Source organism: Mycobacterium bohemicum DSM 44277, from assembly GCF_001053185.1.
Classification (GTDB): domain Bacteria; phylum Actinomycetota; class Actinomycetes; order Mycobacteriales; family Mycobacteriaceae; genus Mycobacterium; species Mycobacterium bohemicum.
This window is the reverse complement of record NZ_CSTD01000001.1, coordinates 177,650-202,678: the sequence shown is the minus strand read 5'-3', so window position 1 is coordinate 202,678 and position 25,029 is coordinate 177,650. Positions and strand designations below refer to the sequence as shown.

Genomic DNA, 25,029 nt, shown 5'->3' with positions numbered 1-25,029 from the left:
ACCGACGCCGACCGCACCCGAACCCGGCATCCGGGGCACAATCAGCGCCATGACAACCCTCGCTGAACGCGACGCCGACCAGGCAGCCGCATACCGGGTCGGCGCGATGCTGATGAGCATCGGGACCGTCCACTTCCTCGCGCCCACGCCGTTCGACACGATCGTCCCCGCCGAGCTGCCCGGCAGCGCGCGGTTCTACACCTACGCGTCGGGCGTCGCCGAGATCGCCGTCGGAGCGCTGCTCCTGCCACGACGCACGCGGCGGTCGGCCGCGCTGGCGGCCGTCCTGCTGTTCCTCGGCGTCTTCCCGGCCAATATCAACATGGTCCGGCTGTGGTGGGACAAGCCCTGGCCGATGCGCATCGCCGCGATCGCCCGGCTGCCGCTGCAGATCCCGATGATCACCACGGCGCTGAAGATCAGGCGCGCGAGCTGACTTGTCGTGTCACATCGGCCCCAGCAGTCTCTGCCGGCTGGGACGTTCGTTGTGCCCGCCTCATAGCGACAATTGCCCTGGGGCGCAGGGGGTTCGATGGCCGTCGCGGGATTGTCGCTATGAGGCGGGCAAACCGAGTGCCGACCGAGACGGAGACTGCTGTGACAGACGTGGCTATTGCGACGCAGTCTCCCCGGCGAGGGCGGGACGCCCGTGCCTGAGACGCCGAAGATTCCCATCGCCCTGACGGGACCGCAAGAGACGGCGCTTGCGACCCTGTATGCCCGGGCATTGGAAGCCGAGGCCGCCGAGCCGTTGCTGGGCGACCCCTTCGCCGGGAACCTCGTCAACCGCATCGAGTATGACTGGCCGAAAACGGGCATCACCCCGCGCAATGTTTCCGCGGGCACCGTCCGCAGCGTCGTGCTCGACGGCTGGGCGCGTCAATTCCTCGCGGTGCACGACCAGGCGGTAGTGCTGCACCTGGGCTGCGGCCTCGACGGCCGCGTATTCCGGCTGGACCCCGGCGCCGGCGTCGAATGGTACGACGTCGACTTCCCCGGCGTCATCGCGCTCGTGGACAAGCTGTACCCGCCCCGCGAGCACTACCACACTGTCGGCGCATCCGTCACCGACCCCGCATGGCTGGCTGCCATCCCTGCCGACCGGCCGGTGCTGCTGATCGCCGAAGGGCTCACGTACTACCTGACCGAGGACGACGGCGTCGCATTGCTACGACAGGTGGTCGAGCATTTCCCCTCGGGGGAAATGCAATTCGATGTGTGCAACTGGCTCAGTATCAAACTGCAGAAGTTCAACCCGGTCATCAGCCGCTCGGGGTCAACCCTGCACTGGGCGGTCAATGAACCCGACGACATACTTCAGGCCGTTCCGGGTGTTCGGCTGCTGGCCGCGATCTCCATATTCGACACCGACGAGTTCAAACGCCTGCCCGGTGCGGCCTATCGCGCGCTCGGAAAAGTGATCCGGACGCTGCCGGGTCTGCAAAACCTGGCGCAACTCCACCGTTACGCCTTCTGAGAGGACGACCGCTCATCGGACGCGGCGCAGGCGAATACCATGGCTCGGCGTCCCGGCTCGGCGAAAGTCACGCGCACCAGCTCTACGAGTGCGTCGGCCCGGCGTTCTAGGGTGGAATGCACTGCCAAACCGAGATCACACCAGGTAGTAGTAGCGCTGCGAATCCCCCTGGCCGACAACCGCGGTCGCGGCCACCGGCGCACGGGATTCGGTGACGCCCGCCAGGCCGTGCGCATACCGAACGGCCTTCAGCGTTGCCGAGAACTCCTCATCCTCCTCGGGGAAGAGATGCTCCGGCGGGAACCACCGGTCGAAGCCGACGTTCCTGAGCACCGCCCGCAAGTCGGGCTGCACCCCGGCGAGGAGCACGGTCACACCGCGCGCGGCTTCCTCGCGCAGAAAACGCTCGAGCCGCTCGACGACGACGACATCGGGGTGCCGCACCCGCTTCAACCGCAGCACCACGAAGGTGATGCCTTCCCGGCCGACCCGGTCGGCCACCGCATCGAGATACCGCTCGAGTTCGGGTGCGGCGCCGAAGAAGAACTCACCCTCGAGGTCGTAGATGACCGTCGACGGGTCCAACTGGTCACCGGGCACGCGCTCCCGGACGACGCGCTCGGACGTCACAACCAGCTCCTTGACTTTCAGCTTCGCCGCGCGGGGCACAAAGAGCAGGATCGACAGGGCAACCCCGAGCAGGACGGCGGTGTCGAGATCGATCAGGACGCCCGTGAGCGCGGTGACGATCACCAGCCCGGCGTCGTAGCGGGAGGCCTTCAGCGTGTAGAAGAGGCGCTTGTAGTCGATGAGCCGCCCGGCGGTGATCAGCAGAAGGCCGGCCAGCGCGGCACGCGGCATGTAATGCAGCAGCGGTGCGAATAGCAGCACCGCCACCGCGACGGCGGACGAGGCGACGATCCCGGAGAAGCGCGACACCGCACCAGCCTGGAAGTTGATCGGCGACCGCGACACCGACCCCGATCCCGGCACGCATTGGAAGAATCCGCCGGTGAGGTTCGCCAGGCCCTCAGCGAGAATCTGGCGGTTGTAGTCGAGCTTCTGCCCGCTCTGATGGGCGATGGCCTTGGCGATCGACAGCGCCTCCAGCAGCCCGATGAAGGCGATGGCCAGCGCACCCTCGGAGAGCTGGCCCAGCAGTCCGAGCTGCACTTCCGGGATGTGCGGGCTGGGCAGGCTCTGCGGAATCTTGGCGGTGAGGGCCACCGGGGTGTTACCCGTGTGGTCGGGGGTCGACCAGCCGGCCACATAGGCGATGGCTGCCGCGATGACCAACACGGCCAGCAGGTCCAATTGCGGCAACCCGAACCGCTTGACCAGCTTGCGCAGCACCACCGCCAACACCACGGTCGCCACGCTCAGCACTACGGCGCGATAGTTGACCGCGTCGCCGTGCAGCAAGGTCAGGTACGTGCGTTGCAGCACCGGCATCCGGCCGTTGCCCTTGTCCTTGACGCCCAGGGCATTGCCCAACTGTCCGACCGCGATGAGCACGGCGGCGGCCAACAGGAACCCGAGGATGACCGATTCGGAGATGTATCGGGTCAGGTCACCAAGTTTGAACACGGCGATGAGGATCTGGAACGCGCCGACGAGGACGCCGAGCAGAAAGAGCGCCTCGAACAAGACGGTGCGGTTCTCCGGGTCCAAGAACGCCAGGGTACTGAACACCAGAAGCGAGATGGCGCTCGTCGGACCGTTGATCAGGTGGGACGACGAGCCGAAGACCGAGGCGATGAAGCACACCACGATCGCCGAATAAACGCCGAACTTCGGGTCGACGCCGGCCACCAGCGCATAGGTGATGCCCTGCGGCAGGGAAACGGCTGCGACCGTGATTCCGGCGACGAGGTCGCGGCGCGCCTTACCCACGTCGTAATTCTTCAAGACAGCCGAAATGCTCATGGCCTCTTGGCCTTCCGCCGGTGATGCGCGGACGTGACGGTAGCCCGAACGGGCGATGAGATCGTGTCGTAGATGCCGTTGTCGCCGAAGAACTTCTCCCGCGCATCGTTCCAGTCCGCAGCGATCGCGGTGATCGGGAACAGGTTGAGCTCGGGCAACCGATCCGAGTGCTTGGCCAGGATCTCGGGTTTGACTGGGCGGTAACCAGATTGGGCGATGACCTCCTGCGCCGAATCGGTGTACAGGTACTGAAGATAGGCCTTCGCAAAAGAGGCGCGCGACTGATCCTTGACATTCGCGTCGACCCAGGCGACCGCCGGCTCGGCGCGGATGCTGACCGGGGGATACACGATCTCCAACTCGTTGTTGTTTTCGGAGACCTCGCGCAGCGCTTCGTTCTCCCAACTCAGATGCACGTCGCCGATCCTCTCGACCGAAAAGCTGATGGCGGCCCCGCGCGAGCCAGTGTCGGCGACCACGACGTGGCCGAGCAATGACTTGACGAAGTCGGACGCCTGCGCGTCGCTGCCGCCGCGCGTCGTGACCGAACCCCAGGCGGCGAGAACGCTCAATTTGCCGTTGCCGGAGGTGCGCGGGTTGGGCGAGACGATGGCGACGCCGCTCTTGACGAGATCCGGCCAGTCGCGGATCCCCTTCGGATTGCCCTTGTGGACGACGAAGACGATGGTCGACGTGTAGGGCACCGAGTTGTTCGGCAGCCGGCTTTGCCAGTCGGGGGCGATCAGACCGCGTTTTCTCAGCGCGTCGATATCGCTGACGAGCGCCAGGGAGACGACGTCGGCCTTTTGCCTGCCATCGATGACGTCGCTCGCCTGCCGCCCGGAACCGCCGTGCGATTGCTTGATTTCCAGCGTGACGCCCGTCTGCTGGCGGTACTGCTCGACGAAAGACTTGTCGAGCCTGGCGTAAAGCTCCCGCGTCGGGTCGTAGGAGACGTTGAGGATCTGGTTGGGTGACGTATCAGCGTGCAGATTCTTGACCGCAAGCAGAGTCGCCGCGACGACGACCGCGACGACGCCGACGACGTTGAGCCAGGGAACTCGTAGCAACAGCTTGCCACGACCCGCCGACGGCCGCGTGGGCTTCGTCATTGCCCTCCATATCGATTGGACCTCGCTCTCAACCCGAACTCGCAGCAGGGGTTGGCGTTTGGATGTTAGCGATCGCGCGGCCGCAACACAGCGGTGCGAATCAGCATGATCGCAACGACCGGAGTCGCGCCGCGTTCGGCTCCCCCCGGCGATGGCGCGCCAAAACGGGCGGAGAATAAGACAATTCGGTGACAATCTAAAGTTGCGCTCGAAGCCGACAATTTCGTCCGACGCTTCATCGCACAGGAGGTCCGCATGCGCACGACCGAGATCGCCGTGGTGCTCGCGGAGGCGGCCGCCCTGATGATCGCCGTCGGCGACGTCCTGCAGCAGCGATCCGCCCAACAGGTCACCGACAAGCCGGTCGGCACCGCCGCCCTGTTCCACCGGCTGCTGCGCGATCGCCAATGGTGGCAGGGCAGCCTGGTGGCCGCGGCCGGATTCGGCCTGCAGGCAGCGGCCCTCGGGCTGGGCTCGGTCGTCCTGGTCCAGGCGCTGCTGGTGACGTCGCTGTTGTTCGCGCTGGTGATCAACGCGGCGGTCAACCACCGCAGGATCACTCGCCCGCAAGCGATCTGGGCCATCCTGCTCGCGGCCGCCGTCGCGGTCGTCGTGACGGTCGGTGACCCGCAGGAGGGCAGCCCCCGCGGGTCTTTCAAAGTGTGGGCCGTCGTCGCGTGCGTCATAGGCCCGGCGCTGATCCTCTGCGTCATCGGCGCGCGCATGTTCTCGGGTTCGGTCAGCGCCTTGCTGCTGGGAGTGGTGTCCGGCTCACTGTGGGGTTTGTTCTCGGTGCTGACCAAGGGGGTGGTGGACCAGCTCGACCGCGGCGTCTTCGCCGTGCTGCGCTTGCCCGAGCTCTACGTGTGGGTGGTACTGGGGATCGCCGCGACGGCCTGGGAGCAGTCGGCGTTCCGCGCGGGCCCGTTGACCGCCTCACTGCCCGCGGTGACCGTGTCCGAGCCGATCGTCGGATCGGTGCTCGGCATCGCGGTCCTCGGCGAGACGCTGCACACCAACGATGTCGGGCTGATCGGGCTGGGCGTATCGGTGGCGATCATGATCGCGGCGACGATCGCGCTGGCCCACAGCCAGGCCGCGGCGCCCCCGGGCGCCGAAAGCCGCGGGAAGGAAGCCACGGCGGCTCAGCCGTAGCGGATGCCTGACCCAAGGCACCGGCGGCATTCAATGCGCGCGGCGGCTCGGAGGGTGCGTATGCTCCGTCCACACCCTCCGAAGAAAGGCCCTCCCCTGGCAGAACCCCGGGAACGTCGCCGTCAGCGTCGCCAACCAGATCGCGGGCAACGTCGACAAGCAGTAACGGCGGCCGTATTCCGGATGGCCGCCCGCCGTTCACCTGCCGGTTCTGGCCAGCCTCGGCGGCTACGGCGTAGGCTCTGGCCGCCGAGCAGGTAAAGCCGCGATACTTGCGCCATCACCGCAAACGCGGGTACCGGCGGCGCCCACACGGCTTCGCGAGACGTGCTGCCGTGCAGCCCGAACGCAGGCCGGGGTCCACAGCACTGAAGAGGGACACGTGAGCACATCAGAGAAAACGGCCGAGCCGCGCAAAGGCCTTCCGGTCATTCATCTTTCGGAGTTGCTGCGTTCGCCGGTGCTGGCGCGCTCGGGCGAGCCGGTGGGCCGCGTCGAGGACGTCATCGTGCGGCTCCGGGGCGAGGACGACCATCCGCCGGTCACCGGCATCGTGGCCGGCGTCGGCGGGCGGCGGGTCTTCGTCGGAAGCAAGTCGATCGACGAGTTGGCGCCGGGACGAGTCGTGCTGACCAAGAACAAAGTCGACCTTCGCGGGTTCGAGCGCCGCGACGGCGAGGTGCTGCTGCGCAGGGACGTGCTGGGCCACCGGTTGATCGACGTGGCGGCCGTCGAGTTGATCCGCGCCTATGACGTCGAGCTCGAAGACACCGGCGCCGGATGGGTTGTCGCACGCCTGGACACCCGGCGGCCGCCGAAGTTGTTCGGACTGATTCGGCAGTCGGGCGGTCACGCGGCCCGCGACTGGACGTCGTTCGAACCGCTGATCGGCCACGCCCGCTCGGACGCGGTGCGGCGCATGTCGGACCGGTTCGGCGAGTTCAAGGCCGCCGAGATCGCCGACCTCCTCGAGGAGGCAGACAAGGCCGAGGGCGGCGAGATCCTCGACCGGGTGCACAGTGACCCGGAATTGGAAGCCGATGTCTTCGAGGAGCTGGACCCCGAGAAGGCCAGCCGACTCCTCGACGGCAAGCCCGACGACGAGGTTGCCGCCCTGCTGAGCCGGATGCGCGCCGACGATGCCGCCGACGCGATCGCCGACCTGCGCCAGTCCCGGCGCCGGCGCGTGCTGGAGTTGATGCCCGCGGCCCAGCGCACCAAGGTGATCACCCTGATGGGGTTCAACCCCGAAAGCGCCGGCGGGTTGATGAACGTCGACTTCGTCTCCTGCGCCACCACGGCGACCGCGGGCTCGGCGCTGGCGTTGATCGCGTCCGCCCGGGCGGTTCAGCCCGAGGCGCTGGTGAAGGTGCACGTCCTCGACGAGGACGGGCGCCTCGCCGGTGTGGTGTCGGTAATCACCCTTCTTCAGGCCGATCCCGGCGAAACCGTTGAGTCGCTGATGGATTCGGATCCGGTGTGCGTCAGCGCCGACGCCGACCTCACCGACATCGCCTTGCTGATGGCCGACTTCAACCTCTACTCCATCCCCGTCGTCGACGAGAACGACCGGGTGCTCGGCGTCGTCACCGTCGACGACGTTCTCGAAGCGACGATCCCCGAGGACTGGCGCCGGCGCGAACCCGCCCCCCGCCCGTTCCGGGAGATCACCCACCAGGAGGGCGACGGCCCCGCGCCCGGGGGCGAGACCCGGTGACCTCCGGCGCCGACGACAGGACACCGCGCACGGCGGTGCTCGACAGTGCGCACCTGGGCGACATCGAGGGCGCATTCGGGCGCATCAGTGTGGGCGAAGCGGACCACCCGCGCACGTTCAAGACCCGGCTGCTGACCCTGCTGGCCATCATGGGGCCCGGCATCATCGTCATGGTCGGCGACAACGACGCGGGCGGGGTGGCCACCTACGCCCAGGCCGGCCAGAACTACGGCTACTCCCTGCTGTGGGTGCTGCTGCTGCTGGTGCCGGTGCTGATCGTGAACCAGGAGATGGTGGTGCGGTTGGGCGCGGTCACCGGCGTCGGGCACGCGAGGCTGATCAACGAACGCTTCGGCCGCGGCTGGGGCTGGTTCTCCGTCGGCGACCTGTTCCTGCTCAATTTCTTGACGATCGTCACCGAGTTCATCGGCATCACCCTGGCTGCCGAATACATGGGTCTGTCCAAATACGTGGTGGTGCCGGTCTCGGCGGTCGCGCTGATCGTGATCATGGCGAGCGGAAGCTTCCGGCGCTGGGAGCGGGCGATGTTCGTGTTCATCGCCGTGAGCCTGCTGCAAATCCCCATGGTGCTGATGTCGCATCCGCAGTGGGCACACGCAGCGAAATCCTTTGTCGTGCCCGGCATCTCCGGCGGCATCAGCTCGGATGCGGTGCTGCTGATCATCGCCATCGTCGGGACCACCGTGGCGCCCTGGCAGCTGTTCTTTCAGCAGTCCAACGTCGTCGACAAGCGCATCACCCCACGCTTCATGGCCTACGAACGCGCCGACACGGTGCTGGGTGCCGTTGTGGTGGTGGTCGGGGCCGCCGCACTGGTGATGACCGGCGAGTGGGCGGCACGCTCGACCCATGCCGTCGGCGGCTTCACCGACGCCGGCGCGGTCGCACACCTGCTCGGCCAACACCGCCAGGTGCTCGGTTCGGTATTCGCGATCGTGTTGATGGACGCGTCGATCCTGGGCGCCGCCGCGGTCACCCTGGCCACCAGCTACGCCTTCGGCGACGTCTTCGGCCTCAAACACTCGCTGCACCGCGGGTTCGCCGACGCCAAGCAGTTCTACCTGTCCTATACCGCCATGGTGGCCCTGGCCGCCGTCATCGTGCTGATCCCCGGCGCCCCGCTGGGCTTGATCACCACCGCCGTGCAGGCCCTGGCCGGTCTGCTCCTGCCCAGCGCCAGCGTGTTCTTACTGCTGTTGTGCAACGACCGGCAGGTGTTGGGGCCCTGGGTGAATCGGCTCTGGCTCAACTGGGTCGCCGGGCTGATCGTGGGCATCCTGCTGCTGCTGTCGGCAATACTCATGGCCACCACGCTGTTTCCCCACCTCGACGTCGTCGCGGTCGCCGGCTACCTGGCCCTGGCCCTGGTCATACTGGCCGCCGCCGCGCCACCGATGCTGCGCTGGCTGGGCCGACGCCAACCGCGGCTCCCGCCACCACCCCCGCCCGCACGCCCCGTGGACCGCAGCACCTGGCGCATGCCGCCGCTGACCCTGCTCGAGCCGGTCACCTGGTCACCCGGCACCCGACTGGCCATGATCGCCCTACGCGGCTACCTCGTCGTCGGCGCCCTGCTGCTGGTGGTCAAGGCCATCCAGCTCAGCCACGGTTGAGTGTCCTGCCCCCCGCGATTCGCCCGGGGCAGCGCATTCGCGGATCGGGTGGTTGTTCCGCCGCCGTGCCCATGTAGCTCATGTGGCAGGTGGGGCCGGACGCGCCAATCGGGGTCGCCTTGGAGGGTGACTCACCGGGGCGGTGAAGCCCTGGGTGTCGTCGAAGAACGCCCACCGCCCGTCGTCCTCGACCTCCATCCGCCAACCCAGTTCGGAATTGCCGCCTATGGCGTCGACGAACCAGGCGTAGGCCGCCTCAGCGCTCGCGAAGTCCTTCGACGCGACGACGTGGCCGTGCGGGTCGATGGCTCGAAACTGAGGCATGGGGAGTAATTATCCCAGCCAAACGGCTTTCAATCTCGTTAACTGGACGTTTGCTGCCAACCCCGCCGGGCGGTCCGCGACGCTACACCGTGCGCGCCAGGCGACCGGCCAGCAGTTCGGCGAACCGGGCCGGATCCTCCAACGCCCCACCCTCGGCGAGAAGCGCCGTGCCATAAAGCAATTCCGCGGTTTCGGCGACGGACGGATCGTCGGCGCGGTCCTGGTGGGCCTGGCGCAGGCCGGTGATCAGCGGGTGGTTCGGGTTGAGTTCGAGGATCCGCTTGCCCACCGGAACATCTTGGCCCGAGGCGCGGTAGAGCCGCGCGAGCGCGGGTGTGATGCCGAAGGCGTCGGTGATCAGGCAGGCCGGCGACTCGGTCAGCCGCGTGGACAGCCGGACCTCCTTGACGTGATCGCCCAGCGTCTCCTTCAGCCAGGTCAGCAGGTCGGCGAACTCCTTCGCCTGCTCCTCCCGCTCGGCGTCGCTCGTCTCCTCCTCGGCCCCCAGATCCACTTCGCCCTTGGCCACCGACTGGAGCGGCTTGCCGTCGAATTCGCTGACCACGCCCACCCAGACCTCGTCGACCGGGTCGGTGAGCAGCAGGACCTCGTAGCCCTTGGCCTTGAAAGCCTCGAGGTGTGGGGACTTCAGGATCTGCTGGCGAGTCTCACCGGTCGCGTAGAAGATCTGCGTCTGCCCCTCCTTCATCCGCCCGACGTACTCGGCCAGGGTGGTGGGCTCTTCGTCGCTGTGCGTCGAGGCGAACGACGAGATCTGCAGCAGGGTTTCCTGGTTGTCGGTGTCGGATAGCAAACCCTCTTTGACGACCCGGCCGAACTGCGTCCAGAAGGTGCGGTAGTCATCCGGCCGCTCGGACTGCATGTCCTTGATGGTGGACAGCACCTTCTTGGCCAGCCGACGCCGGATCGCCTTGATCTGCCGGTCCTGCTGCAAGATCTCGCGGGAAACGTTGAGCGACATGTCCTGTGCGTCGACCACACCCTTGACGAAGCGCAGGTATTCCGGCATCAGCTCGTCGCAGTCGCCCATGATGAACACGCGCTTGACGTACAGCTGGATGCCGGTGTGGGCGTCGCGATTGAACAGGTCGAACGGCGCGTGCGACGGGATGAACAGCAAAGCCTGGTACTCGAAGGTGCCCTCGGCCTTCATCGCGATGATTTCCAGCGGGTCGTCCCACGCGTGCGCGATGTGCTTGTAGAACTCCTTGTACTCCTCCTCGGAGACCTCGTCCTTGGGCCGCGCCCACAGCGCCTTCATCGAGTTGAGCGTCTCGGTCTCGCGCGTGACCGTCTCCTCGCCGCCGTCCTCGGCAGGGACGCGCCGCTCGACCTCCATGCGGATCGGCCAGGCGATGAAGTCGGAATACTTCTTGATCAGGCTCCGGATCTTCCAGTCCGAGGTGTAGTCGTGCAGCTCGTTCTCGGGGTCCTCGGGCTTGAGGTGCAGGGTGACCGCCGTCCCCTGCGGCGCGTCCTCGACGGTTTCGATGGTGTAGGTGCCCTCGCCGCTCGACGCCCACCGGGTGGCCTCGCTCTCCCCCGCCTTGCGGGTGAGCAGTTCCACCTTGTCGGCGACCATGAAGCTCGAATAGAAACCGATGCCGAACTGGCCGATCAATTCGTCGGAGGCAGCCTCGTTCTTGGCGTTCTTGGCGTTCTTGGCCTCGCGCAGTTGCTGGCGTAGCTCGGCGGTGCCGGACTTCGCCAACGTGCCGATCAGGTCGACGACCTCGTCGCGGGTCATGCCGATTCCGTTGTCGCGAACGGTCAGCGTCCGTGCGTCCCGGTCCACCTCGATCTGGATGTGCAGGTCGGAGGTGTCGACGTCGAGGTCCTTGTTGCGCAGCGCTTCCAGCCGCAGCTTGTCCAGCGCATCGGAGGCATTCGAGATCAACTCCCGCAAGAACGAATCCTTGTTGGAGTAGACCGAATGGATCATCAAATCCAGCAGTTGTCGTGCCTCAGCCTGAAACTCCAACTGCTCGACACGCGCGTTCATCGGACTCCTTACGCTCCCTTCGGAGGACATGACGCCACAAATTTACCGAGACGCCAATGAGCGCGGCTCCGGGACCCGCCTACCCTGAACAGATGTCTATTGCTCAACGCGAACGCGCTGCCCTGGTCGACTCCATGCGAGCCGTCGGGCCGGATGCGCCCACCCTCTGCGAGGGCTGGAGGACGCGGGACCTGGCCGCGCACCTCGTGATCCGGGAGTACCGCCCCGACACCGCCCCGGGCATCATGATCCCCCGCTTCGCCTCCCACACGGCGAAGGTGCAGGACAAGGTGGCCAGCGGGTCCGAGTGGGACGCGCTGTTGGACAAGGTCGCCTCGGGTCCGCCGCTGTACTCGCCGTTCAAGCTGCTCGACCCGGTGGCCAATGTCGCCGAAATGTTCATCCACCACGAGGATGTGCGCCGCGCGCAGCCGGGCTGGGAGCCACGCACGCTCGAACCCGCGCTCGCCGCCAGGTTGCGCCGCACCCTGCCGCTGATGGGCCGGATGACGCTGGCTAAGGTCCCCGCCCGGGTGGCGTTGCGCACCCCGGAAGGCAAGACGGTGCTGACGGCGGGGCGAGGCCCGGCCGTCACGGTCACCGGGCCGCCGGAGGAACTGTTGCTGTTCGCCGTCGGGCGGGAGGCTCGGGTGGACTTCGACGGGGACGCCGCGGTGGTGGAGGCCGTCCGGACAGCGCCGAAGGGCCTCTAACCCAGATCGTCGCGCAGGTCCTTTTTCAGGACCTTGCCGAATTGGTTGCGCGGCAGAGTATCGACGATCACCAGCCGTTCGGGATGCTTGTAACGGCTCAGGCCCTGCGATCGGCAGTGTTCGACCAGGGATTCCAACGACACGAACTCGCCCGGCTCGGGAACGACGACCGCGCAGACCCGTTCGCCGGTCCGCGGGTCGGGCACTCCGATGACGGCGACGTCGGCGACCACCGGATGGGTGGCGATCGCGTTCTCGACTTCGAGGGCGGAGACGTTTTCGGCGTTGCGGATGATCGCGTCCTTGAGCCGGCCGGTGACCCGGACGTTGCCGTCGGCATCAACGAGCCCCAGATCGCCGGTGCGCAGCCAGCCGTCGGCGTCGAACGCGTCGGCATCGAGGGTGGCGTCGACGTAGCCGAGGAAGCACTGGGGGCCCTTGAGGCGCAGCTCGCCCTCGCGGCCGGGCGGCAGTTCGGTTTCCCGGTCACCGACCACCCGTACGCTCACCCCGGCCACCGGCGGGCCGACGGTGTAGTCGAGCACCTCCGGCGCCGCGGTGAGCGACGGCGACGTCGCACACGGAAACTCGGTCATGCCCCAGGCGTTCGCGATGCCGGCGACGCCCAGGGTTTCGCGCACCTGACGCCCCAGGTCGGCGGTCACGGGTGCGCCCCCCGCGAGGCAGCCCCGCAGCGACGCGAAGAGCGGGCGATCGCCGTGAGCCCGTTGGGCCTCCAGGTACGCGACGAAGAACGGGGTCGCCACGCCCAGGAACGTGGGGCGGTGCGCCGCGATCGCGAACGGCGTTGTGGCCGGGTCGAATACGGCGAACAACGCCAGCCGCATGCCGGTGAGCAGCGCGGCCGCCAGCATTGCGGCCCCGCCGATGTGCGCGACCGGGAACGCGATGGGATCCACGTCGCCGTCCCCGGCGCCGACCATGCCCACCACTCCCGTCGACCCGGCGATCACCGAGGCGTCGGTGTGCCGAATGCCCTTGGGGGCCGCGGTGGTTCCCGACGAGTAGTAGATCCAGCGGGCCGCGTCGCTCGGACCGGGCGGGGCGCTCAGGGCCTCGGCGTTCGACGCGGGCAGCCGAAGCGCATCAGCGACCGGCGCCGTTTCCAGGTCGACGGTGATCGCCTGCAACCCCCTGTCGGCGGCCAACGTCCGCGCGAGCTCTCCGTGGTCGAATCCACGCCAATGTTCCGTGGTCACAAAGTATTCGGTGTCCAGCTGAGCGGTGATGAATCCGACCTCGTGTTCCCGCAGCAGCGGGATGATCGGGTTTTGCACGGCGCCGAGCCTGGCCAGCGCCGCCATGACGACCACCGTCTCCAGCGTCGTCGGCAGCTGCCAGGACACGACGGTTCCCGCGCCGACCCCCCGCTCGGCGAGTGCGGCCGCCGTCGCCGACGCGGCATCGCGGAACTCCCGCGTGGTGAGGCTGCGGCCGTGTTCATCGGCGAGCAGCCGCCGATCGGGCTCGCGCCGCGCGGCATCCGCGATCAACGACCAGTACGTCGTGCCCACGATTGTGTCCCGACCGTCAACTCGGCACGGAGTCCACGGACGGCGGCCGGAAACCGGACTGCGCGATCGCGACCGACACGCCGGTGCCGATGGGGCCGTTGGCGTCGACGAGGACCGCCGAACCGGTAGCCACCCCGTCGTGGCTGGAATGGGTCAACGAGGCGAGCCCGACGTGTGGCCCGTCGGGGAGCCGGCTGAGCGCGAGGGTGTAGTCGACATTGATGAATTGCAAGGCGCTAGTGCCCCAGTTGGCGATCGAGGCGGTGATGTCGGCGGCCATCGCGGCCCGGGTGAAGGCGCTCAGCGGTTCGTCGTCGATCAGTGAGCGCGTTTCGTGCAGCCAGGTGTACTTCTGGCCCAGGGTGTGCGGCCATGCGGGATCGGGGTTTTGGATGGGCGAGCCCCAACCGTAGGTGCGCATGAACAGGGTCTGATGGGAGCCGTCGCCCGGGCGCGGAAGCGGCGGCATCTGCACCGGCTGCGACCACACCTGCCCGTCCGGCTGCGGGCCCCGCCGCAAGAACAACGCGCTTGCCCGAGCCACGGGCGCGCCCGCCTGCACGAGGACGGCCTCGACCAGGCGCAGGCGCCGCCGGTCGTGGTGCACGGTGGTGTGCACTTCCAGGGGCGCCAGGGCAGTCGGCCGTGGCAGGTCGACGGTCAAGCGTGCCGGGTGCAGCTGCGGGTCGTCGACCGCACGCTCGACCGCCCATCCCAGCAGGCCGCCGACGACGTGGCCGCTGATCGACGGGCCCCAGCCTCCGCGGGCGATTTCGTTTGGGACGAAGCGGTTTTCGTCCCGGAGGAAGTACGGCGTGGTATCCGCCGGGGCGACGGTGTCGGCCACGGTGTTCGGCTCGGTCAATTGCGCGGTGTCCTTTTCTCCGGAACGGCAACAGTAGATGTTACAGTTCGCCGGTCGGGCACATCGCGCGCGCCCGCCTTACACCGGAATCGCCAGGGGTGCAGACGAATTGGTCTGGCCTCAGGTAATCGCTGCGCCTACCAGGTGACCGATCACGTAGGTGATCGCGAGCGCGAGACCGCCCCCGATGACGTTGCGGGCCACGGCCCGGCCCTTCGGCGCACCGCCGAGGCCGGCCGACACCGCCCCGGTGATCACCAGCGCCGCAAGGACGGCCACCACCGTGACGGGGATTCGCCACGCCGTCGGCGGCGCCAGGATCGCAATCAACGGCAACATGGCTCCGACGGCGAACGAAAGCGCCGACGACGATGCCGCGTGCAACGGGTTGGTCAGCTCGTCGGGGTTGATGCCCAGCTCCACCTCGGCGTGGGCCAGCAGCGGATTGTGGTCGGTGAGTTCCTCGGCCACGGTGCGCGCGGTCGCCGACGACAGACCCTTCGCCTCGTACAGCGCGGCAAGCTCGTCCAGTTCGGCGACCGGGTCGTCGCGCAATTCCTGCCGTTCCTTGATCAGCAACGCCTTCTCGGTGTCGCGCTGGGTGCTGACCGACACGTATTCCCCCAGGGCCATCGACACCGCGCCGGCGACCAGTCCGGCGCTGCCGGCGGTCAATATCGGGGCACGCAGCACCGTCGCCGCCGCGACACCCACCACGATGCCCGCCGTCGAGACGATGCCGTCGTTGGCGCCGAGGACTCCCGCGCGCAGCCAATTCAACTTCGAGGACACCGAACCGACGTGGGGTTCGGCCGGGTGGGAGGTATTGGTCACGCCGGCAACGATATCCAGCGTGAGCTCGGCGAACCACCAAACGTAGCCTTGCCTGGCCTGGTGGGACCGCCCGGGCTGGATGGCGCCGAGTGTGAACTGGCGGCGCGGCCGCTCGGGGGGTGTCGCGTGCCAGAGCTCACACCCGAGGCGACCTAAAAGTTCCGCATGGGTAATTCAAAGCCCAGCCATAGGGACTCTGCCTAGCGTCGAAGCCGTAGGGGGTCAGGCCAGATTCCTAGTAGATAGGTGAGGACCAATGAATTTCAATAAATTCTTCGGGGGGATCGCGATTGCCGGTGCCCTCGGCGCCGCGGCGTTGGGTGTCGGTGCAGGTGCGGCCAGCGCCGCTCCGGGGCCACCGCCCGCTCCGGCGGCCGGGCATGGCGCGCCGCCCGCCGGGGACTAACGGTTCGCGGGGCACCGCTGCATGACGGCCGCTTCGCCAAGCGGCGAAGCGGCCGTGGGTGTACGGCCCGATCAACTACTACGGCTACCAGGAAACCCCGATGTGGAATCCCGGATTCAACCAGTGGGGCTTCAACTTCTTCGGAGTCTGGATTCCGCTGTAAAGACCCGGCCCGCATGACGGCCGCTTCGCCGCTTGGCGAAGCGGCCGTCATGCAGCGGTGCCCCGCGAACCGTTAGTCCCCAGCAGTCACAAGATCTTTGGGATTCCTCTTTGTGCCCGCCTCATAGCGACAGCGGAGCGCCTGTCGCTATGAGGCGGGCACAAAGCCAAGTCCTTCTCCAGCCGTGACCAGCGTGACAGGTGGGACGTCGACCCCTCACGGGTAGTGCCCGTCGTCCACCGCCAGGGAAATCGCGAAGCCGTCGGCGCTGGGCGGCTCGGGGTGTCGGCGCCGTCGGACCGCCGCGTCGGCAGGCGGCCTAGGTTGCCCGGCTCTTGACACCCACCGTTATCAGGTCGGACACGATCGACGTCCACACCGGACGCCGAACGCGGTGCTGATCGCTGATTTCAAACCCGGCACCCTTAAACAGCGCCCGCATCTCCTCAGGCGACGGGTTGTGTTGAGGTTTCCATTGACTGGGCGCTTGCAGCCACGGCTGGCGTGTGCTCAGGGCGGCGACCGCCACCAGTCCGCCGGGCGCGAGCACGCGATGGAACTCCCGCAGGGCCGCGGGTTGGTCGAAGAAGTGAAATGCCGAGGTGGTCACCACGGCATCGAGCGCGCCGTCAGCGAAAGGCAATTGCTCGGCGGGCGCGCGCAACCACTGCACCCGGGTTGATCGAGCACGAGCCTGGGCGAGCATGCCGTCGGACATGTCGACCCCGTAAATCTCTTCGGGACGCAGCTCGCGCTCAATCCGATCGCTGAGTATGCCTGTGCCGCAGGCGATGTCCGCGATGCGGCGGGCCCGATGCCCGCGCAGCGCGGCGATCACCTCGTCGTGCGGCGGGCGGTATATCCATCGCTGCAGCAGCGGCAGGTCGTACGCGGGCGCGAGGAAGCCCCACATCCGCGTGACCGCGTCGTTGAGCCCGCGACGAGGCGCGTCCGTCATTGGCCCAGCACTGAGCTGTAGTAGATGGTGTCGGCCATCGACACCGAGCCCTCCTGCCTTGGGATCGGCGCAAGGCCGTTGTCGGCCAACAGCGCACTCATCGGGGTGCCGACCGACCGCCATCCCCGGTCCCGCAGGTAGGCGGCGACGTCGTTGCGCTCCCCCTCGTAGCCGAGGTCGGCGAACTCGAGGTCGAAGCCGTGTTCACGCCACTTGTCGGTGGCTCTGCGCATCGTCTCCCGCGCCCGCTCGCGATCCACGTCGGGCATGTCCGGGATGGCCTCGCAGGCCAGCCGGCTGCCGTCGGCGCTGAGGGCGGTGATGTTGTCCAGTAGCCGGTCCTGAGCTTCCGGCGGGAGATACCCGAAGAGCCCCTCGGCGATCCACGCCGTGGGCCGCGTCTGGTCAAACCCGTTTTCCACCAAGGCTTTCGGCCAGTCATGCCGAAGGTCGACGGCCACGGTGCGAAGGTCGGCGGTCGGCTCGGCGCCCAGCCCGGCCAGCGTGGTCGTCTTGAACGCGATCACCGGAGGCTGGTCGACCTCGAACACGGTCGTATCAGCCGGCCACGGCAGCCGGTAGGCGCGGGCATCGAGGCCTGACGCGAGGATCACCGCCTGGCGGATTCCCGCCTGCATCGCGGCCTCGAAGAACGTGTCGAAGAACCGCGTGCGGGCGGCCATCGCGTCGGGCATGTGCTGGAGCTTCCAGGAGGAGTCCTCTACGTCGACGTCGGCGGCGTCCAAGTCGCCCGAAGCCCAGCGCGTCAAGAAGTCCACCCCCACGGCCCGGACCAACGGCTCGGCGAATCGGTCCTGGATCGGCGGGTTTTCCGCCCTAGTCGCGACCGCCCGCGCGGCCGCCACCATCGTGGCCGTCGCGCCGACGCTGGTGGCCAAATCCCAGGTGTCGTTGTCTGTACGTGGCATGCGCCTGCCCTCCAAGTTGGCATCGGGATACTTAGCAAGTATAACGAACCGCGGCCGCGACGGGTTCCGGCGAGAGCCTCCTGCAACTTGATTGCATCTGACACCGGTCACTAGTCTGGGAAAGAAGTGGTTGACGGCCAACACCGAGGAGCCCCGACATGGCGGACGATGCCTTCGGCTCGTCTCCTCCGCCATGGCGGCGGGTGATTTCGTCCCTGCGGCCCGATGAATGGTGGCGGCTGGGCGCAATGCTGGCGGTGATCATCGCCTTGCACGTGGTGGGATGGCTCACGCTGACGCTGCTGGTGGAGCCGGCCCGGCTCACTATGGGGGGCAAGGCCTTTGGCGCCGGTGTCGGTTTGACGGCCTACACCCTGGGCATGCGGCACGCGTTCGACGCCGACCACATCGCCGCGATCGACAACACCACCCGCAAACTGATGCAGGAGGGGCGACGGCCCCTGGCCGTCGGATTCTTCTTCTCCCTGGGTCACTCCACGGTGGTGTTCGCCCTGGCGATCCTGCTGGCCGCCGGCGTCAAGACCATCGCCGGGCCCCTGCAAGACGACTCCTCGGGGCTGCACCACTACACGGGCCTGATCGGCACCGGCATCTCGGGCGCCTTTCTGTATGCCATCGCCATCATCAACGTCATCATCCTGGTCGGCATCGTGCGGGTGTTCATCCGGCTGCGCCGCGGCCACTACGACCCGCAGACGGACGAAGCCGAACTCGAGCGGCACCTGGCCAATCGTGGCCTGCTCAACCGGTTCCTGGGCCGCCTGACCAACTCGATCACCAAGTCGTGGCACTGCTATCCGGTCGGGCTGCTGTTCGGGCTGGGATTCGACACCGCTACCGAGATCGCCCTGCTGGTGCTGGCCGGCACGAGCGCGGCCGCCGGACTGCCGTGGTATGCCATCGTGTGCCTGCCCATCCTGTTCACCGCCGGCATGTGCCTGCTGGACACCCTGGATGGCTCGTTCATGAACTTCGCCTATGGCTGGGCGTTTTCGCACCCGGTGCGCAAGATCTACTACAACATCACCGTCACGGCCCTGTCGGTCGTCGTCGCGCTGCTCATCGGGACGGTCGAACTGCTCGGCCTGCTCGCCGATCAACTCGGTTGGCGGGGCACCTTCTGGACGTGGGTCGGCGGGCTGAACCTCAACGCACTCGGCTACGGCATCGTCGGTTTGTTCGTCCTGACCTGGGCCGTGGCCCTGCTGATCTGGCGCTACGGACGCATCGAAGAGCGCATCGCCCTGCCGGAGCGCGCCGGATGAAACCGTCGTCGCCCGGCGGCCGAGTTACCTAGCGCGGCCCGGGCCCGCCGGGACCGCCCGGACCACCGGGCCCTCCCGGTCCGCCGGGTCCCCCGGGCCCGCCCGGGCCGCCCGGGCCGCCCGGTCCGTTGGCGGCCGGAAGCCAGAACACGCACTGGTTGGTGTTGGGGTTCCACACCCAGCCGGGCGCACAGTCGTCCGCCCGGCTCGGCGCCGCGACGACCAATCCGGTCAGCGGCAGGAGGGCCAGCACGAAAGCGCATGTGCCACGCCGCAAGTAGCGCACGGCCGAACCGTTGCTCCGGTCCCGCGCCCATGGACGTCGATGGCTCGTCACGGTGATCGCGTCGTTCATGTCGTTCCTATCCTTCAGCCGGTGATCAATTCGAAGACCGGAATGACACGGTCGGTTTTCTGCTGATACTCGCCGAATCCCGGGGCCCGCTCGACGATGACCGGGTAGATCGAATCCCTTTCATCGGTAGGCAATTCGCGCGCCGTCGCCGGTTTCGCCGGGTCCGAGCCGATCTCCACCGACACCTGGGGGTCGGCGCGCAGATTGTGCACCCAGGCGGGATTGTTGTCCCGGCCCGCCGCGGAGCCGACGATGTAGATCTTGCCGTCGACGTCGAAGTACGCCACCGGGTTCACCCGCTGGGCCCCGCTTCGGGCACCCGTCGAGGTCAGCAACAGCAACGGGAACCCCTCGAACTGGCCGCCCACCTTGCCGCCGTTGCGCCGGAACTCGTCGATGTTGCGTTGGTTGAAGTCACGCTCCGAACTCATGGCGTCGTCACTCATTGCGACATCGTGGCACGAGATGGGCGCTTCGACCACGCGGTTGGCGATCGAAAAATCCGGGTATGACGTGGCCAGCCCATCAATTGGGCGTCCGCTTTCCGTGGAGAGTTGATCGACGATGGTCGGCTGGCTGGACAGGCTGCAGCGGCGCAACCGCGCCGTCGGCGTCGTCGTGGCCGTCATCTACAAGTACCTCGACGATCAGGGGGGCTACTTGTCCGCCCTGATCACGTACTACGGATTCGTCTCCCTGTTCCCCTTGCTGCTGCTGCTGACCACCGGCCTTGGGGTCATCCTCGCCGGGCGGCCCGACCTGCAGCACGAGGTGCTGCAGAGCACATTGAGCCAGTTCCCCGTGATCGGTGACCAGCTGCATCAGCCCCAGGGACTCAGCGGCGGCACGGTCGCCGTGGTCGTGGGTGTCCTGGGCGCGCTCTACGGCGGCCTGGGCGTCGGCCAGGCCGTGCAGAACGCGATGGACTCGGTGTGGGCCGTCCCGCGCAACAAGCGGCCCAACGTCCTTCGATCCCGCGTGCGCAGCCTGCTTCTGCTCGTTGTGCTGGGCTCGGCGGCGGCCGGGGCCACCGTCATCTCCGCGGCGGGACACGCGATCGGGTCGCTGGGCATTCCCGCGAAACTCGGGCTCGTGCTTGTCGCCGTGGTCATCAACGGGTTGATCTGCCTGGTGGCGTTCCGCGTCACCACCGCCCGCGACCTGACGTACCGCCAGGTCATGCCGGGAGCGGTCGCCGCGGCCATCATCTGGCAGGTGCTGCAGTGGTTCGGCGCGGGCTACGTCGCGCACACGGTGAAGAGCGCCAGCGCGACCAACAGCGTCTTCGCGCTGGTGCTCGGCTTGCTCGCCTTCCTGTTCCTGGTGTCGTCGACGCTCGTGCTGTGCGCCGAGATCAACGTCGTCCTCGTGGAACGGCTGCATCCGCGCGCGTTGCTTGCCCCGTTCACCGACGACGTAGACCTCACCGCGGCGGATCGCAAGACCTACACCAAGAAGGCGAAAGCCGAACAGGTCAAAGGCTTTCAGCGCGTCAGTGTCAGGTTCCGTGACCTCTCACGGAAGGCGGCCGAAGAGCCGGCGCCGTCGACGCCGGCTCCGCGCGCCGGTTGATCACCCGCGTCCCGTCTGCTGCTGCAACTCGTCGATGAGCGCCGACGCTTCGGCCTTCGTCATCTCGCCGGGGATGTCGCGCCCGGCCTCCTGCCCCAACGTATGTAGGTAGCTGCGCTGCGGACCGGTCATCGGCTCGTCACCGGTTACCCACTGGGACCTGTCCTTTTCCGGGGTCTCCATCGGGGCCTGCTGCGTGTCGTCCTGCATGTCTCTCACCTCCGCACGCAGGGATAGCCATCGCACATCCGTTCGAAACATGCCGCGGTGATGGTGACGGTTGTACGTCTTCGAGGTGACTTTCGGCCCGAGTCGGAGCGCGGGCGGGGGTCCAGAGTTGACGTGATGTCGCGACGCGCCCGAGCCGCGACCCAAGGAGGCGATTGATGTTTCTGGATCTGCTCCCCCGCCGGGTGGTACTCGGCGTGGTCGGCGCCGCCGCCGCAACCGGCACGCTGTTATCGGCCAGCGCGGCGATTGCGACGGCAGACCCGCAACCCCGGCCGGCCAACTGCACCGCAGCGGACGTTGCCGGTGTCGCAACCGGTGTCGGGGCGGCGCTGTCGAGCTACCTCTTCACGCACCCGGACCTCAACGTGTTCTACACCGGCCTGCAGGACGCGCCTAAAGACCAGCTCCGCGACGACGTGCAGAACTACTTCAACGCCAACCCGGAGGAACAAGCCGATCTCGAGCGCATCCGTCAGCCCTTGACCGATATCAAGCAGCGCTGCAATTGGACGCCGTTGCTTGGGGAGGGCGGCTCGCCTTCCTAGTCGATTGGGACGCCCATACAGCTTGGCCTGCCTAGGCTTACGTGCATGCAGGGGATGGAAAGGATGTCCCGATGAAATCGTGGATGCGGTCTTGGACCGTCGGCGGGATCGCGGTGATGGCCCTGACGGCCATTGCCGAGATGTGCGCGGTCGCCCAGCCCGGTGCCGCCAACGCGGACGTGTGCGCGAGTGTGGGCTACCGCGTCTCGGTGAGCGGATGTACCAACGTGGCCGATACGGTCAACACGTACGTGCCGCCGCCGGGCGCCTACGCGCCGCTGCCGGGAGACTTTCCGCCCCCACCACCCCCGCCGCCGGTGAACGTCTGCGTGGGTGCCGGCCGGCGTATCCATGTGAGCGGATGCTTCTGACAGGCGCTCGGCGCTGTCGGCCCTGGATGACGCTGAGCAAAGCGACGAAATTGACTCTGTAGCGTTCGCTACATTAGCGTAGTGGGTCACTCCATCGCCGACAGCTGACCGAGCAGGTACCCGTGCATCGCATCGACACCCACGCCCATCTCATCCCGCCCGACTACCGCAAGGCGTTGAGCAAGGCGAACTTTGACGACGCGGGGGGCCGGGCTCTGCCCGACTGGAGCCCGGAAGCCGCCCTGCAGGCAATGTCCGACTTGAGCGTCGCCACCGCGATCCTGTCGGTGTCGACTCCGGGAACAACGTTCTTGCCGAAACCCGCGGAGGCGGCCGCCCTGGCCCGGGACATCAACGATTACAACGCCGCGCTGGTCGCCTCGCGGCCGGATCGATTCGGGTTCTTCGCCACGCTGCCGACGCCTCATTTTGAACAGTCGGTCGCCGAGGCGGTTCGGGCGCTCGACGAGCTGCGCGCCGACGGCGTGGTGCTCTTGGCCAACAGCGCCGGCACCTACATCGGTCAGGACGGCCAAGACGATCTCTTTGCGGCCCTCGACGCGCGCGCGGCCGTAGTTTTCATCCACCCGGCCGACCTGCCCGGGCCCGCGGTTGCCGGCGTCCTGCCCTTCGCCACCGACTTCCTGCTCGACACCACTCGCGCAGCTTATCTACTGGTACGCAATGGGATTCGGCGCAAGTATCCCCGCATCAAGTTCATTCTCAGCCATGCGGGCGGATTCGTGCCGTACGCGTCCTACCGGATGGCGGTGTCGATCATGAGCGATACCGGGCGCAGCCTCGCCGATAGCCTCGATGACTTTTCCAGCTTCTATTTCGACACGGCGCTGTCGTCCAGCGCCGCCGCCCTGCCGACATTGCTCGCCTTTGCGAAACCGGGCCACGTCACGTTCGGCTCCGACTTCCCTTTTGCGCCCGTGGCGGCCGGAAAACTGTTCGCCGCCGGCTTGGAAGACTATCTCGCTCAGGACGCCTCAACCCGGGAGGCCATCGAACGCACCAACGCGCTGGCGCTGTTTCCCCGGCTGGGCTCGGCGCATCCGCCGCCAGGCCGGTCGATGATCGACGAGATCCGTTACCGGGCAAGCAGAGCTGCGATGCGCGGCATGGTCCGGCTGATCGGCACCAACTGAACTCATAGGTCCGATGGATGCGTCCAGCGCAGTCGGCGAAAGCGCGCGAAGCCACGGTCCGCGCTCAACCACGTGGCGTTGTTCTCCAGCGAGTACGCGGCCAGGTAGGCGACGGCGATATCGTTGCCACGAGCGTCGATGTCCGACGCAAGCTGCCGAAATAACGTCCAATGCCGTTGTCCTGGGCGAAGTCTCATTGCCGATGGCGCCTCGAGGAGTGCATCGACGGCTTGCCACGCCTCGTCGGAGTTCGTCGGCTCGGTAAAGACTCTCCGATTGGTGATGACGCGCACGAAGCCACCGAGAACCAGATCGGGCAGACCCAGCGGCTCGTCGTCGTTGGCCAGCCGTTCCAGCAATCGTCGATAGCTTGAATGCTCGGGGAGGTCGGCCCGGTGCGCATAGACCAGGACGTTGACGTCAACGCAGAGCATCGATCGAGGTTTCCTCGTCCAGCGCCTCAGCGACGGCCGCGTTCGAGGAGAGGTCCAAACCTGGCCGGAGCCCTCCCCGTCCGGTCGGCCGGACGGCATAGCGGCCCGTCGGTCGCGGTTCCACCGGGGTCAGACCACGCCGAACGGCGTCTTCGAGAACCGCAGCCACGGTCCGCCCGGAACGAGCGGCCATCTCCTTCACCCGGCGGTACAGGTCGTCGTCGATGCGGATCGTGGTTCGCATGTGGCATCTTAGCATCAGCAATTGACATCAATATGTTTGAACGTCACCTGTGCGGCCGGGCCTGCGACAACGACTGGCCCGTGGTGATCCTGACCCCCGCCCATTCCCGAACGTGATGGCCTCTTAGACCACGGGACGTCGGGACCGGTCCGGTTACCGAGTCGATGCGGTGCCCGGACGCCGGCGCGCACGATGGGCGGCCAGCACGTCGGCGTTGGCCAGCGATTGCGCCTCGGCGGCCAACGTCGAAGCCCTGTTGGCATGGGCGATGGCTTCGGCGTCGTTCGTTGTCTCCTTGCCGCGCGCCGCCGCCAGGTGCCGTTTCGCCTCTTCGACGCGGGATTTGGCCTCCGCGTGGACAGCTTCGCGATGCCTGGCGACGTAGTCGGAGATCTGCCGCAGTCTGGCGTCGGCGGTGCTCAACGCCTGCGGCAACGACTGATCGCCCGCCTCGATGGCATGGGCGCCGCTCGGGGCCACCCGGCGGCGCCGGCGCGCGCGATAGAGCAGGATCGCCAGCACGACGGCGACAACGACGGCGACACCGATCGCGATCATCGGCCAGATGGGCCTGGGCTTGGGCGAACTGGGCGCTTGGTCCAGCCCGTCGGCCGCGGCGATCGCGGCACCGCTCCAGTCCCTGGCGTTGACCGCCGGCTCGATTCGATTGCTGGGCAGACTGTTCAGGTCGGCCGCCGTGAGCGCCCGCACGTTCGGCGGGGCGTCGAACGCGTACAGCTTGGTGTTGACGGCCACGGCCAGCAGGACGTCGCGGTCGCCCATCCCGCTGGCGGTGCGGGTCCCGTTGGCCCAGTTGTCGGGCTTGAACCTGGAGAAGTTGTCGACGTAGACCACCCACAGCTGGATGTGCCGGTCGCGGTAGAGCCGGTCGATCGCCGAGGTGACCGCCGCCCTATTGGAGTCGGTCAAGACCCCGGCGCTATCGGTGACGTGATCGGTGAGCCTGGACGGCGGTTGCGCGCCGGCGGGGCTCGCCAGCACCACCCCCGCCGTGAGGATCGTCAGGACGACACCGAACAGGCGAACTAGACGCATACGGGCAATC

26 protein-coding genes are annotated in these 25,029 nt (G+C 67.4%); 11 read left to right on the top strand and 15 right to left on the bottom strand.

All coding sequences use genetic code 11. From position 1 onward, the window contains the following. Nucleotides 1-49: 49 nt before the first annotated feature. Nucleotides 50-436, top strand: a complete 387-nt coding sequence (locus BN971_RS00970) for a DoxX family protein (RefSeq protein ID WP_085179093.1) — start codon at nt 50-52, stop codon at nt 434-436. Between the two features lie 213 nt (nt 437-649). Then, nucleotides 650-1,477: a class I SAM-dependent methyltransferase gene (locus BN971_RS00965; protein WP_372511882.1), complete on the top strand. Its 828-nt coding sequence runs from the start codon at nt 650-652 to the stop codon at nt 1,475-1,477. Between the two features lie 135 nt (nt 1,478-1,612). Here BN971_RS00965 and BN971_RS00960 read toward each other — a convergent pair whose 3' ends face one another. Beyond that, nucleotides 1,613-3,403, bottom strand: coding sequence for a SulP family inorganic anion transporter (locus BN971_RS00960; protein WP_085179092.1), 1,791 nt, complete (start codon nt 3,401-3,403; stop codon nt 1,613-1,615). Continuing rightward, nucleotides 3,400-4,515, bottom strand: a complete 1,116-nt coding sequence (locus BN971_RS00955) for a sulfate ABC transporter substrate-binding protein (protein WP_085179091.1) — start codon at nt 4,513-4,515, stop codon at nt 3,400-3,402. The genes BN971_RS00960 and BN971_RS00955 overlap by 4 nt, the downstream gene beginning before the upstream one ends. Nucleotides 4,516-4,770: 255 nt before the next feature. On the opposite strand from BN971_RS00955, the gene BN971_RS00950 reads away from it, so the two are divergent. From BN971_RS00950 to BN971_RS00940, 3 genes are all read left to right on the top strand, one after another. After that, nucleotides 4,771-5,670 (top strand): DMT family transporter, encoded by a 900-nt coding sequence (locus tag BN971_RS00950; RefSeq protein WP_085179090.1) that lies wholly within the window; start codon nt 4,771-4,773, stop codon nt 5,668-5,670. Between the two features lie 382 nt (nt 5,671-6,052). After that, nucleotides 6,053-7,387, top strand: coding sequence for a magnesium transporter MgtE N-terminal domain-containing protein (locus BN971_RS00945; RefSeq protein WP_085179089.1), 1,335 nt, complete (start codon nt 6,053-6,055; stop codon nt 7,385-7,387). Beyond that, a complete protein-coding gene (locus tag BN971_RS00940) occupies nt 7,384-9,021 on the top strand; it encodes an Nramp family divalent metal transporter (protein WP_085179088.1) in 1,638 nt (545 codons plus the stop codon). The genes BN971_RS00945 and BN971_RS00940 overlap by 4 nt, the downstream gene beginning before the upstream one ends. A gap of 78 nt (nt 9,022-9,099) precedes the next feature. Here the strand turns inward: BN971_RS00940 and BN971_RS00935 are convergent, their stop codons facing one another. Together BN971_RS00935 and htpG are read right to left on the bottom strand one after the other, a co-directional pair. Further along, nucleotides 9,100-9,345 (bottom strand): hypothetical protein, encoded by a 246-nt coding sequence (locus tag BN971_RS00935; protein WP_085179087.1) that lies wholly within the window; start codon nt 9,343-9,345, stop codon nt 9,100-9,102. Between the two features lie 82 nt (nt 9,346-9,427). Next, nucleotides 9,428-11,368 carry a molecular chaperone HtpG gene (htpG, locus tag BN971_RS00930; RefSeq protein WP_085179086.1) on the bottom strand — a complete coding sequence of 647 codons (1,941 nt, stop codon included), beginning with the start codon at nt 11,366-11,368 and terminating at the stop codon, nt 9,428-9,430. Between the two features lie 92 nt (nt 11,369-11,460). Between htpG and BN971_RS00925 the strand changes: the two genes are divergently transcribed. Beyond that, nucleotides 11,461-12,081, top strand: coding sequence for a TIGR03085 family metal-binding protein (locus BN971_RS00925; protein WP_085179132.1), 621 nt, complete (start codon nt 11,461-11,463; stop codon nt 12,079-12,081). Here BN971_RS00925 and BN971_RS00920 read toward each other — a convergent pair. The 5 genes from BN971_RS00920 to BN971_RS00900 all read right to left on the bottom strand — a co-directional run bounded on the left by BN971_RS00920 (nt 12,078) and on the right by BN971_RS00900 (nt 17,771). Then, nucleotides 12,078-13,616 carry a class I adenylate-forming enzyme family protein gene (locus BN971_RS00920; RefSeq protein WP_090349724.1) on the bottom strand — a complete coding sequence of 513 codons (1,539 nt, stop codon included), beginning with the start codon at nt 13,614-13,616 and terminating at the stop codon, nt 12,078-12,080. The genes BN971_RS00925 and BN971_RS00920 overlap by 4 nt on opposite strands. Before the next feature lie 16 nt (nt 13,617-13,632). Next, a complete protein-coding gene (locus BN971_RS00915) occupies nt 13,633-14,481 on the bottom strand; it encodes a thioesterase family protein (RefSeq protein WP_085179084.1) in 849 nt (282 codons plus the stop codon). Nucleotides 14,482-14,601: 120 nt separating this feature from the next. Beyond that, nucleotides 14,602-15,315: a VIT1/CCC1 transporter family protein gene (locus BN971_RS00910; RefSeq protein WP_085179083.1), complete on the bottom strand. Its 714-nt coding sequence runs from the start codon at nt 15,313-15,315 to the stop codon at nt 14,602-14,604. Between the two features lie 888 nt (nt 15,316-16,203). Continuing rightward, nucleotides 16,204-16,842: a class I SAM-dependent methyltransferase gene (locus tag BN971_RS00905; RefSeq protein WP_085179081.1), complete on the bottom strand. Its 639-nt coding sequence runs from the start codon at nt 16,840-16,842 to the stop codon at nt 16,204-16,206. Beyond that, nucleotides 16,839-17,771 (bottom strand): SAM-dependent methyltransferase, encoded by a 933-nt coding sequence (locus BN971_RS00900; protein WP_085179080.1) that lies wholly within the window; start codon nt 17,769-17,771, stop codon nt 16,839-16,841. The genes BN971_RS00905 and BN971_RS00900 overlap by 4 nt, the downstream gene beginning before the upstream one ends. Before the next feature lie 158 nt (nt 17,772-17,929). Here BN971_RS00900 and nicT point away from each other — a divergent pair, with 158 nt between their 5' ends. Continuing rightward, nucleotides 17,930-19,057 (top strand): Nickel transporter NicT, encoded by a 1,128-nt coding sequence (gene nicT / locus BN971_RS00895; protein ID WP_085179079.1) that lies wholly within the window; start codon nt 17,930-17,932, stop codon nt 19,055-19,057. A gap of 28 nt (nt 19,058-19,085) precedes the next feature. Here nicT and BN971_RS24370 read toward each other — a convergent pair whose 3' ends face one another. Then, the gene (locus BN971_RS24370) at nt 19,086-19,412 is read right to left on the bottom strand and encodes a hypothetical protein (RefSeq protein WP_085179078.1); all 327 of its coding nucleotides are present in this window, start codon (nt 19,410-19,412) and stop codon (nt 19,086-19,088) included. 14 nt (nt 19,413-19,426) lie between these two features. Further along, nucleotides 19,427-19,858, bottom strand: a complete 432-nt coding sequence (locus tag BN971_RS00890) for a nitroreductase family deazaflavin-dependent oxidoreductase (RefSeq protein ID WP_085179131.1) — start codon at nt 19,856-19,858, stop codon at nt 19,427-19,429. Between the two features lie 118 nt (nt 19,859-19,976). Here BN971_RS00890 and BN971_RS00885 point away from each other — a divergent pair, with 118 nt between their 5' ends. Continuing rightward, on the top strand, nt 19,977-20,984 hold the full coding sequence (locus BN971_RS00885; protein ID WP_085179077.1) for a YihY/virulence factor BrkB family protein: 1,008 nt from the start codon (nt 19,977-19,979) through the stop codon (nt 20,982-20,984). On the opposite strand, the gene BN971_RS00880 is transcribed toward BN971_RS00885, so the two are convergent. Continuing rightward, nucleotides 20,985-21,194, bottom strand: a complete 210-nt coding sequence (locus tag BN971_RS00880; RefSeq protein WP_085179130.1) for a DUF3072 domain-containing protein — start codon at nt 21,192-21,194, stop codon at nt 20,985-20,987. A 176-nt stretch (nt 21,195-21,370) separates the two neighbouring features. Between BN971_RS00880 and BN971_RS00875 the strand changes: the two genes are divergently transcribed. The 3 genes from BN971_RS00875 (at nt 21,371) to BN971_RS00865 (ending at nt 23,285) form a co-directional block, all read left to right on the top strand. Further along, on the top strand, nt 21,371-21,760 hold the full coding sequence (locus BN971_RS00875) for a heme-binding protein (RefSeq protein ID WP_085179076.1): 390 nt from the start codon (nt 21,371-21,373) through the stop codon (nt 21,758-21,760). Nucleotides 21,761-21,831: 71 nt separating this feature from the next. Further along, a complete protein-coding gene (locus BN971_RS00870; protein ID WP_085179075.1) occupies nt 21,832-22,131 on the top strand; it encodes a hypothetical protein in 300 nt (99 codons plus the stop codon). A gap of 122 nt (nt 22,132-22,253) precedes the next feature. After that, nucleotides 22,254-23,285, top strand: a complete 1,032-nt coding sequence (locus tag BN971_RS00865; protein ID WP_085179074.1) for an amidohydrolase family protein — start codon at nt 22,254-22,256, stop codon at nt 23,283-23,285. Nucleotides 23,286-23,287: 2 nt separating this feature from the next. On the opposite strand, the gene BN971_RS00860 is transcribed toward BN971_RS00865, so the two are convergent. From BN971_RS00860 to BN971_RS00850, 3 genes are all read right to left on the bottom strand, one after another. Continuing rightward, complete coding sequence (locus BN971_RS00860) at nt 23,288-23,719, bottom strand: type II toxin-antitoxin system VapC family toxin (protein ID WP_085179073.1); 432 nt, start codon at nt 23,717-23,719, stop codon at nt 23,288-23,290. Beyond that, complete coding sequence (locus BN971_RS00855; protein WP_085179072.1) at nt 23,706-23,963, bottom strand: ribbon-helix-helix domain-containing protein; 258 nt, start codon at nt 23,961-23,963, stop codon at nt 23,706-23,708. The genes BN971_RS00860 and BN971_RS00855 overlap by 14 nt, the downstream gene beginning before the upstream one ends. Nucleotides 23,964-24,116: 153 nt before the next feature. Further along, entirely contained in the window at nt 24,117-25,019 is a 903-nt protein-coding gene (locus tag BN971_RS00850) for a TPM domain-containing protein (RefSeq protein ID WP_090349721.1), read from the bottom strand. Nucleotides 25,020-25,029 lie beyond the last annotated feature (10 nt).

Coding starts and splice junctions, on each gene's coding strand:
- BN971_RS00860 (WP_085179073.1), bottom strand. CDS start 23,719: ATGCTCTGCGTTGACGTCAACGTCCTGGTCTATGCGCACCGGGCCGAC.
- BN971_RS00870 (WP_085179075.1), top strand. CDS start 21,832: ATGAAATCGTGGATGCGGTCTTGGACCGTCGGCGGGATCGCGGTGATG.
- BN971_RS00925 (WP_085179132.1), top strand. CDS start 11,461: ATGTCTATTGCTCAACGCGAACGCGCTGCCCTGGTCGACTCCATGCGA.
- BN971_RS00890 (WP_085179131.1), bottom strand. CDS start 19,858: ATGAGTGACGACGCCATGAGTTCGGAGCGTGACTTCAACCAACGCAAC.
- BN971_RS00955 (WP_085179091.1), bottom strand. CDS start 4,515: ATGACGAAGCCCACGCGGCCGTCGGCGGGTCGTGGCAAGCTGTTGCTA.
- BN971_RS00905 (WP_085179081.1), bottom strand. CDS start 16,842: ATGACGGACGCGCCTCGTCGCGGGCTCAACGACGCGGTCACGCGGATG.
- BN971_RS00880 (WP_085179130.1), bottom strand. CDS start 21,194: ATGCAGGACGACACGCAGCAGGCCCCGATGGAGACCCCGGAAAAGGAC.
- BN971_RS00885 (WP_085179077.1), top strand. CDS start 19,977: ATGGTCGGCTGGCTGGACAGGCTGCAGCGGCGCAACCGCGCCGTCGGC.
- BN971_RS00850 (WP_090349721.1), bottom strand. CDS start 25,019: ATGCGTCTAGTTCGCCTGTTCGGTGTCGTCCTGACGATCCTCACGGCG.
- BN971_RS00950 (WP_085179090.1), top strand. CDS start 4,771: ATGCGCACGACCGAGATCGCCGTGGTGCTCGCGGAGGCGGCCGCCCTG.
- BN971_RS00960 (WP_085179092.1), bottom strand. CDS start 3,403: ATGAGCATTTCGGCTGTCTTGAAGAATTACGACGTGGGTAAGGCGCGC.
- BN971_RS00900 (WP_085179080.1), bottom strand. CDS start 17,771: ATGCCACGTACAGACAACGACACCTGGGATTTGGCCACCAGCGTCGGC.
- BN971_RS24370 (WP_085179078.1), bottom strand. CDS start 19,412: ATGAACGACGCGATCACCGTGACGAGCCATCGACGTCCATGGGCGCGG.
- BN971_RS00855 (WP_085179072.1), bottom strand. CDS start 23,963: ATGCGAACCACGATCCGCATCGACGACGACCTGTACCGCCGGGTGAAG.
- BN971_RS00970 (WP_085179093.1), top strand. CDS start 50: ATGACAACCCTCGCTGAACGCGACGCCGACCAGGCAGCCGCATACCGG.
- htpG (WP_085179086.1), bottom strand. CDS start 11,368: ATGAACGCGCGTGTCGAGCAGTTGGAGTTTCAGGCTGAGGCACGACAA.
- BN971_RS00935 (WP_085179087.1), bottom strand. CDS start 9,345: ATGCCTCAGTTTCGAGCCATCGACCCGCACGGCCACGTCGTCGCGTCG.
- nicT (WP_085179079.1), top strand. CDS start 17,930: ATGGCGGACGATGCCTTCGGCTCGTCTCCTCCGCCATGGCGGCGGGTG.
- BN971_RS00875 (WP_085179076.1), top strand. CDS start 21,371: ATGTTTCTGGATCTGCTCCCCCGCCGGGTGGTACTCGGCGTGGTCGGC.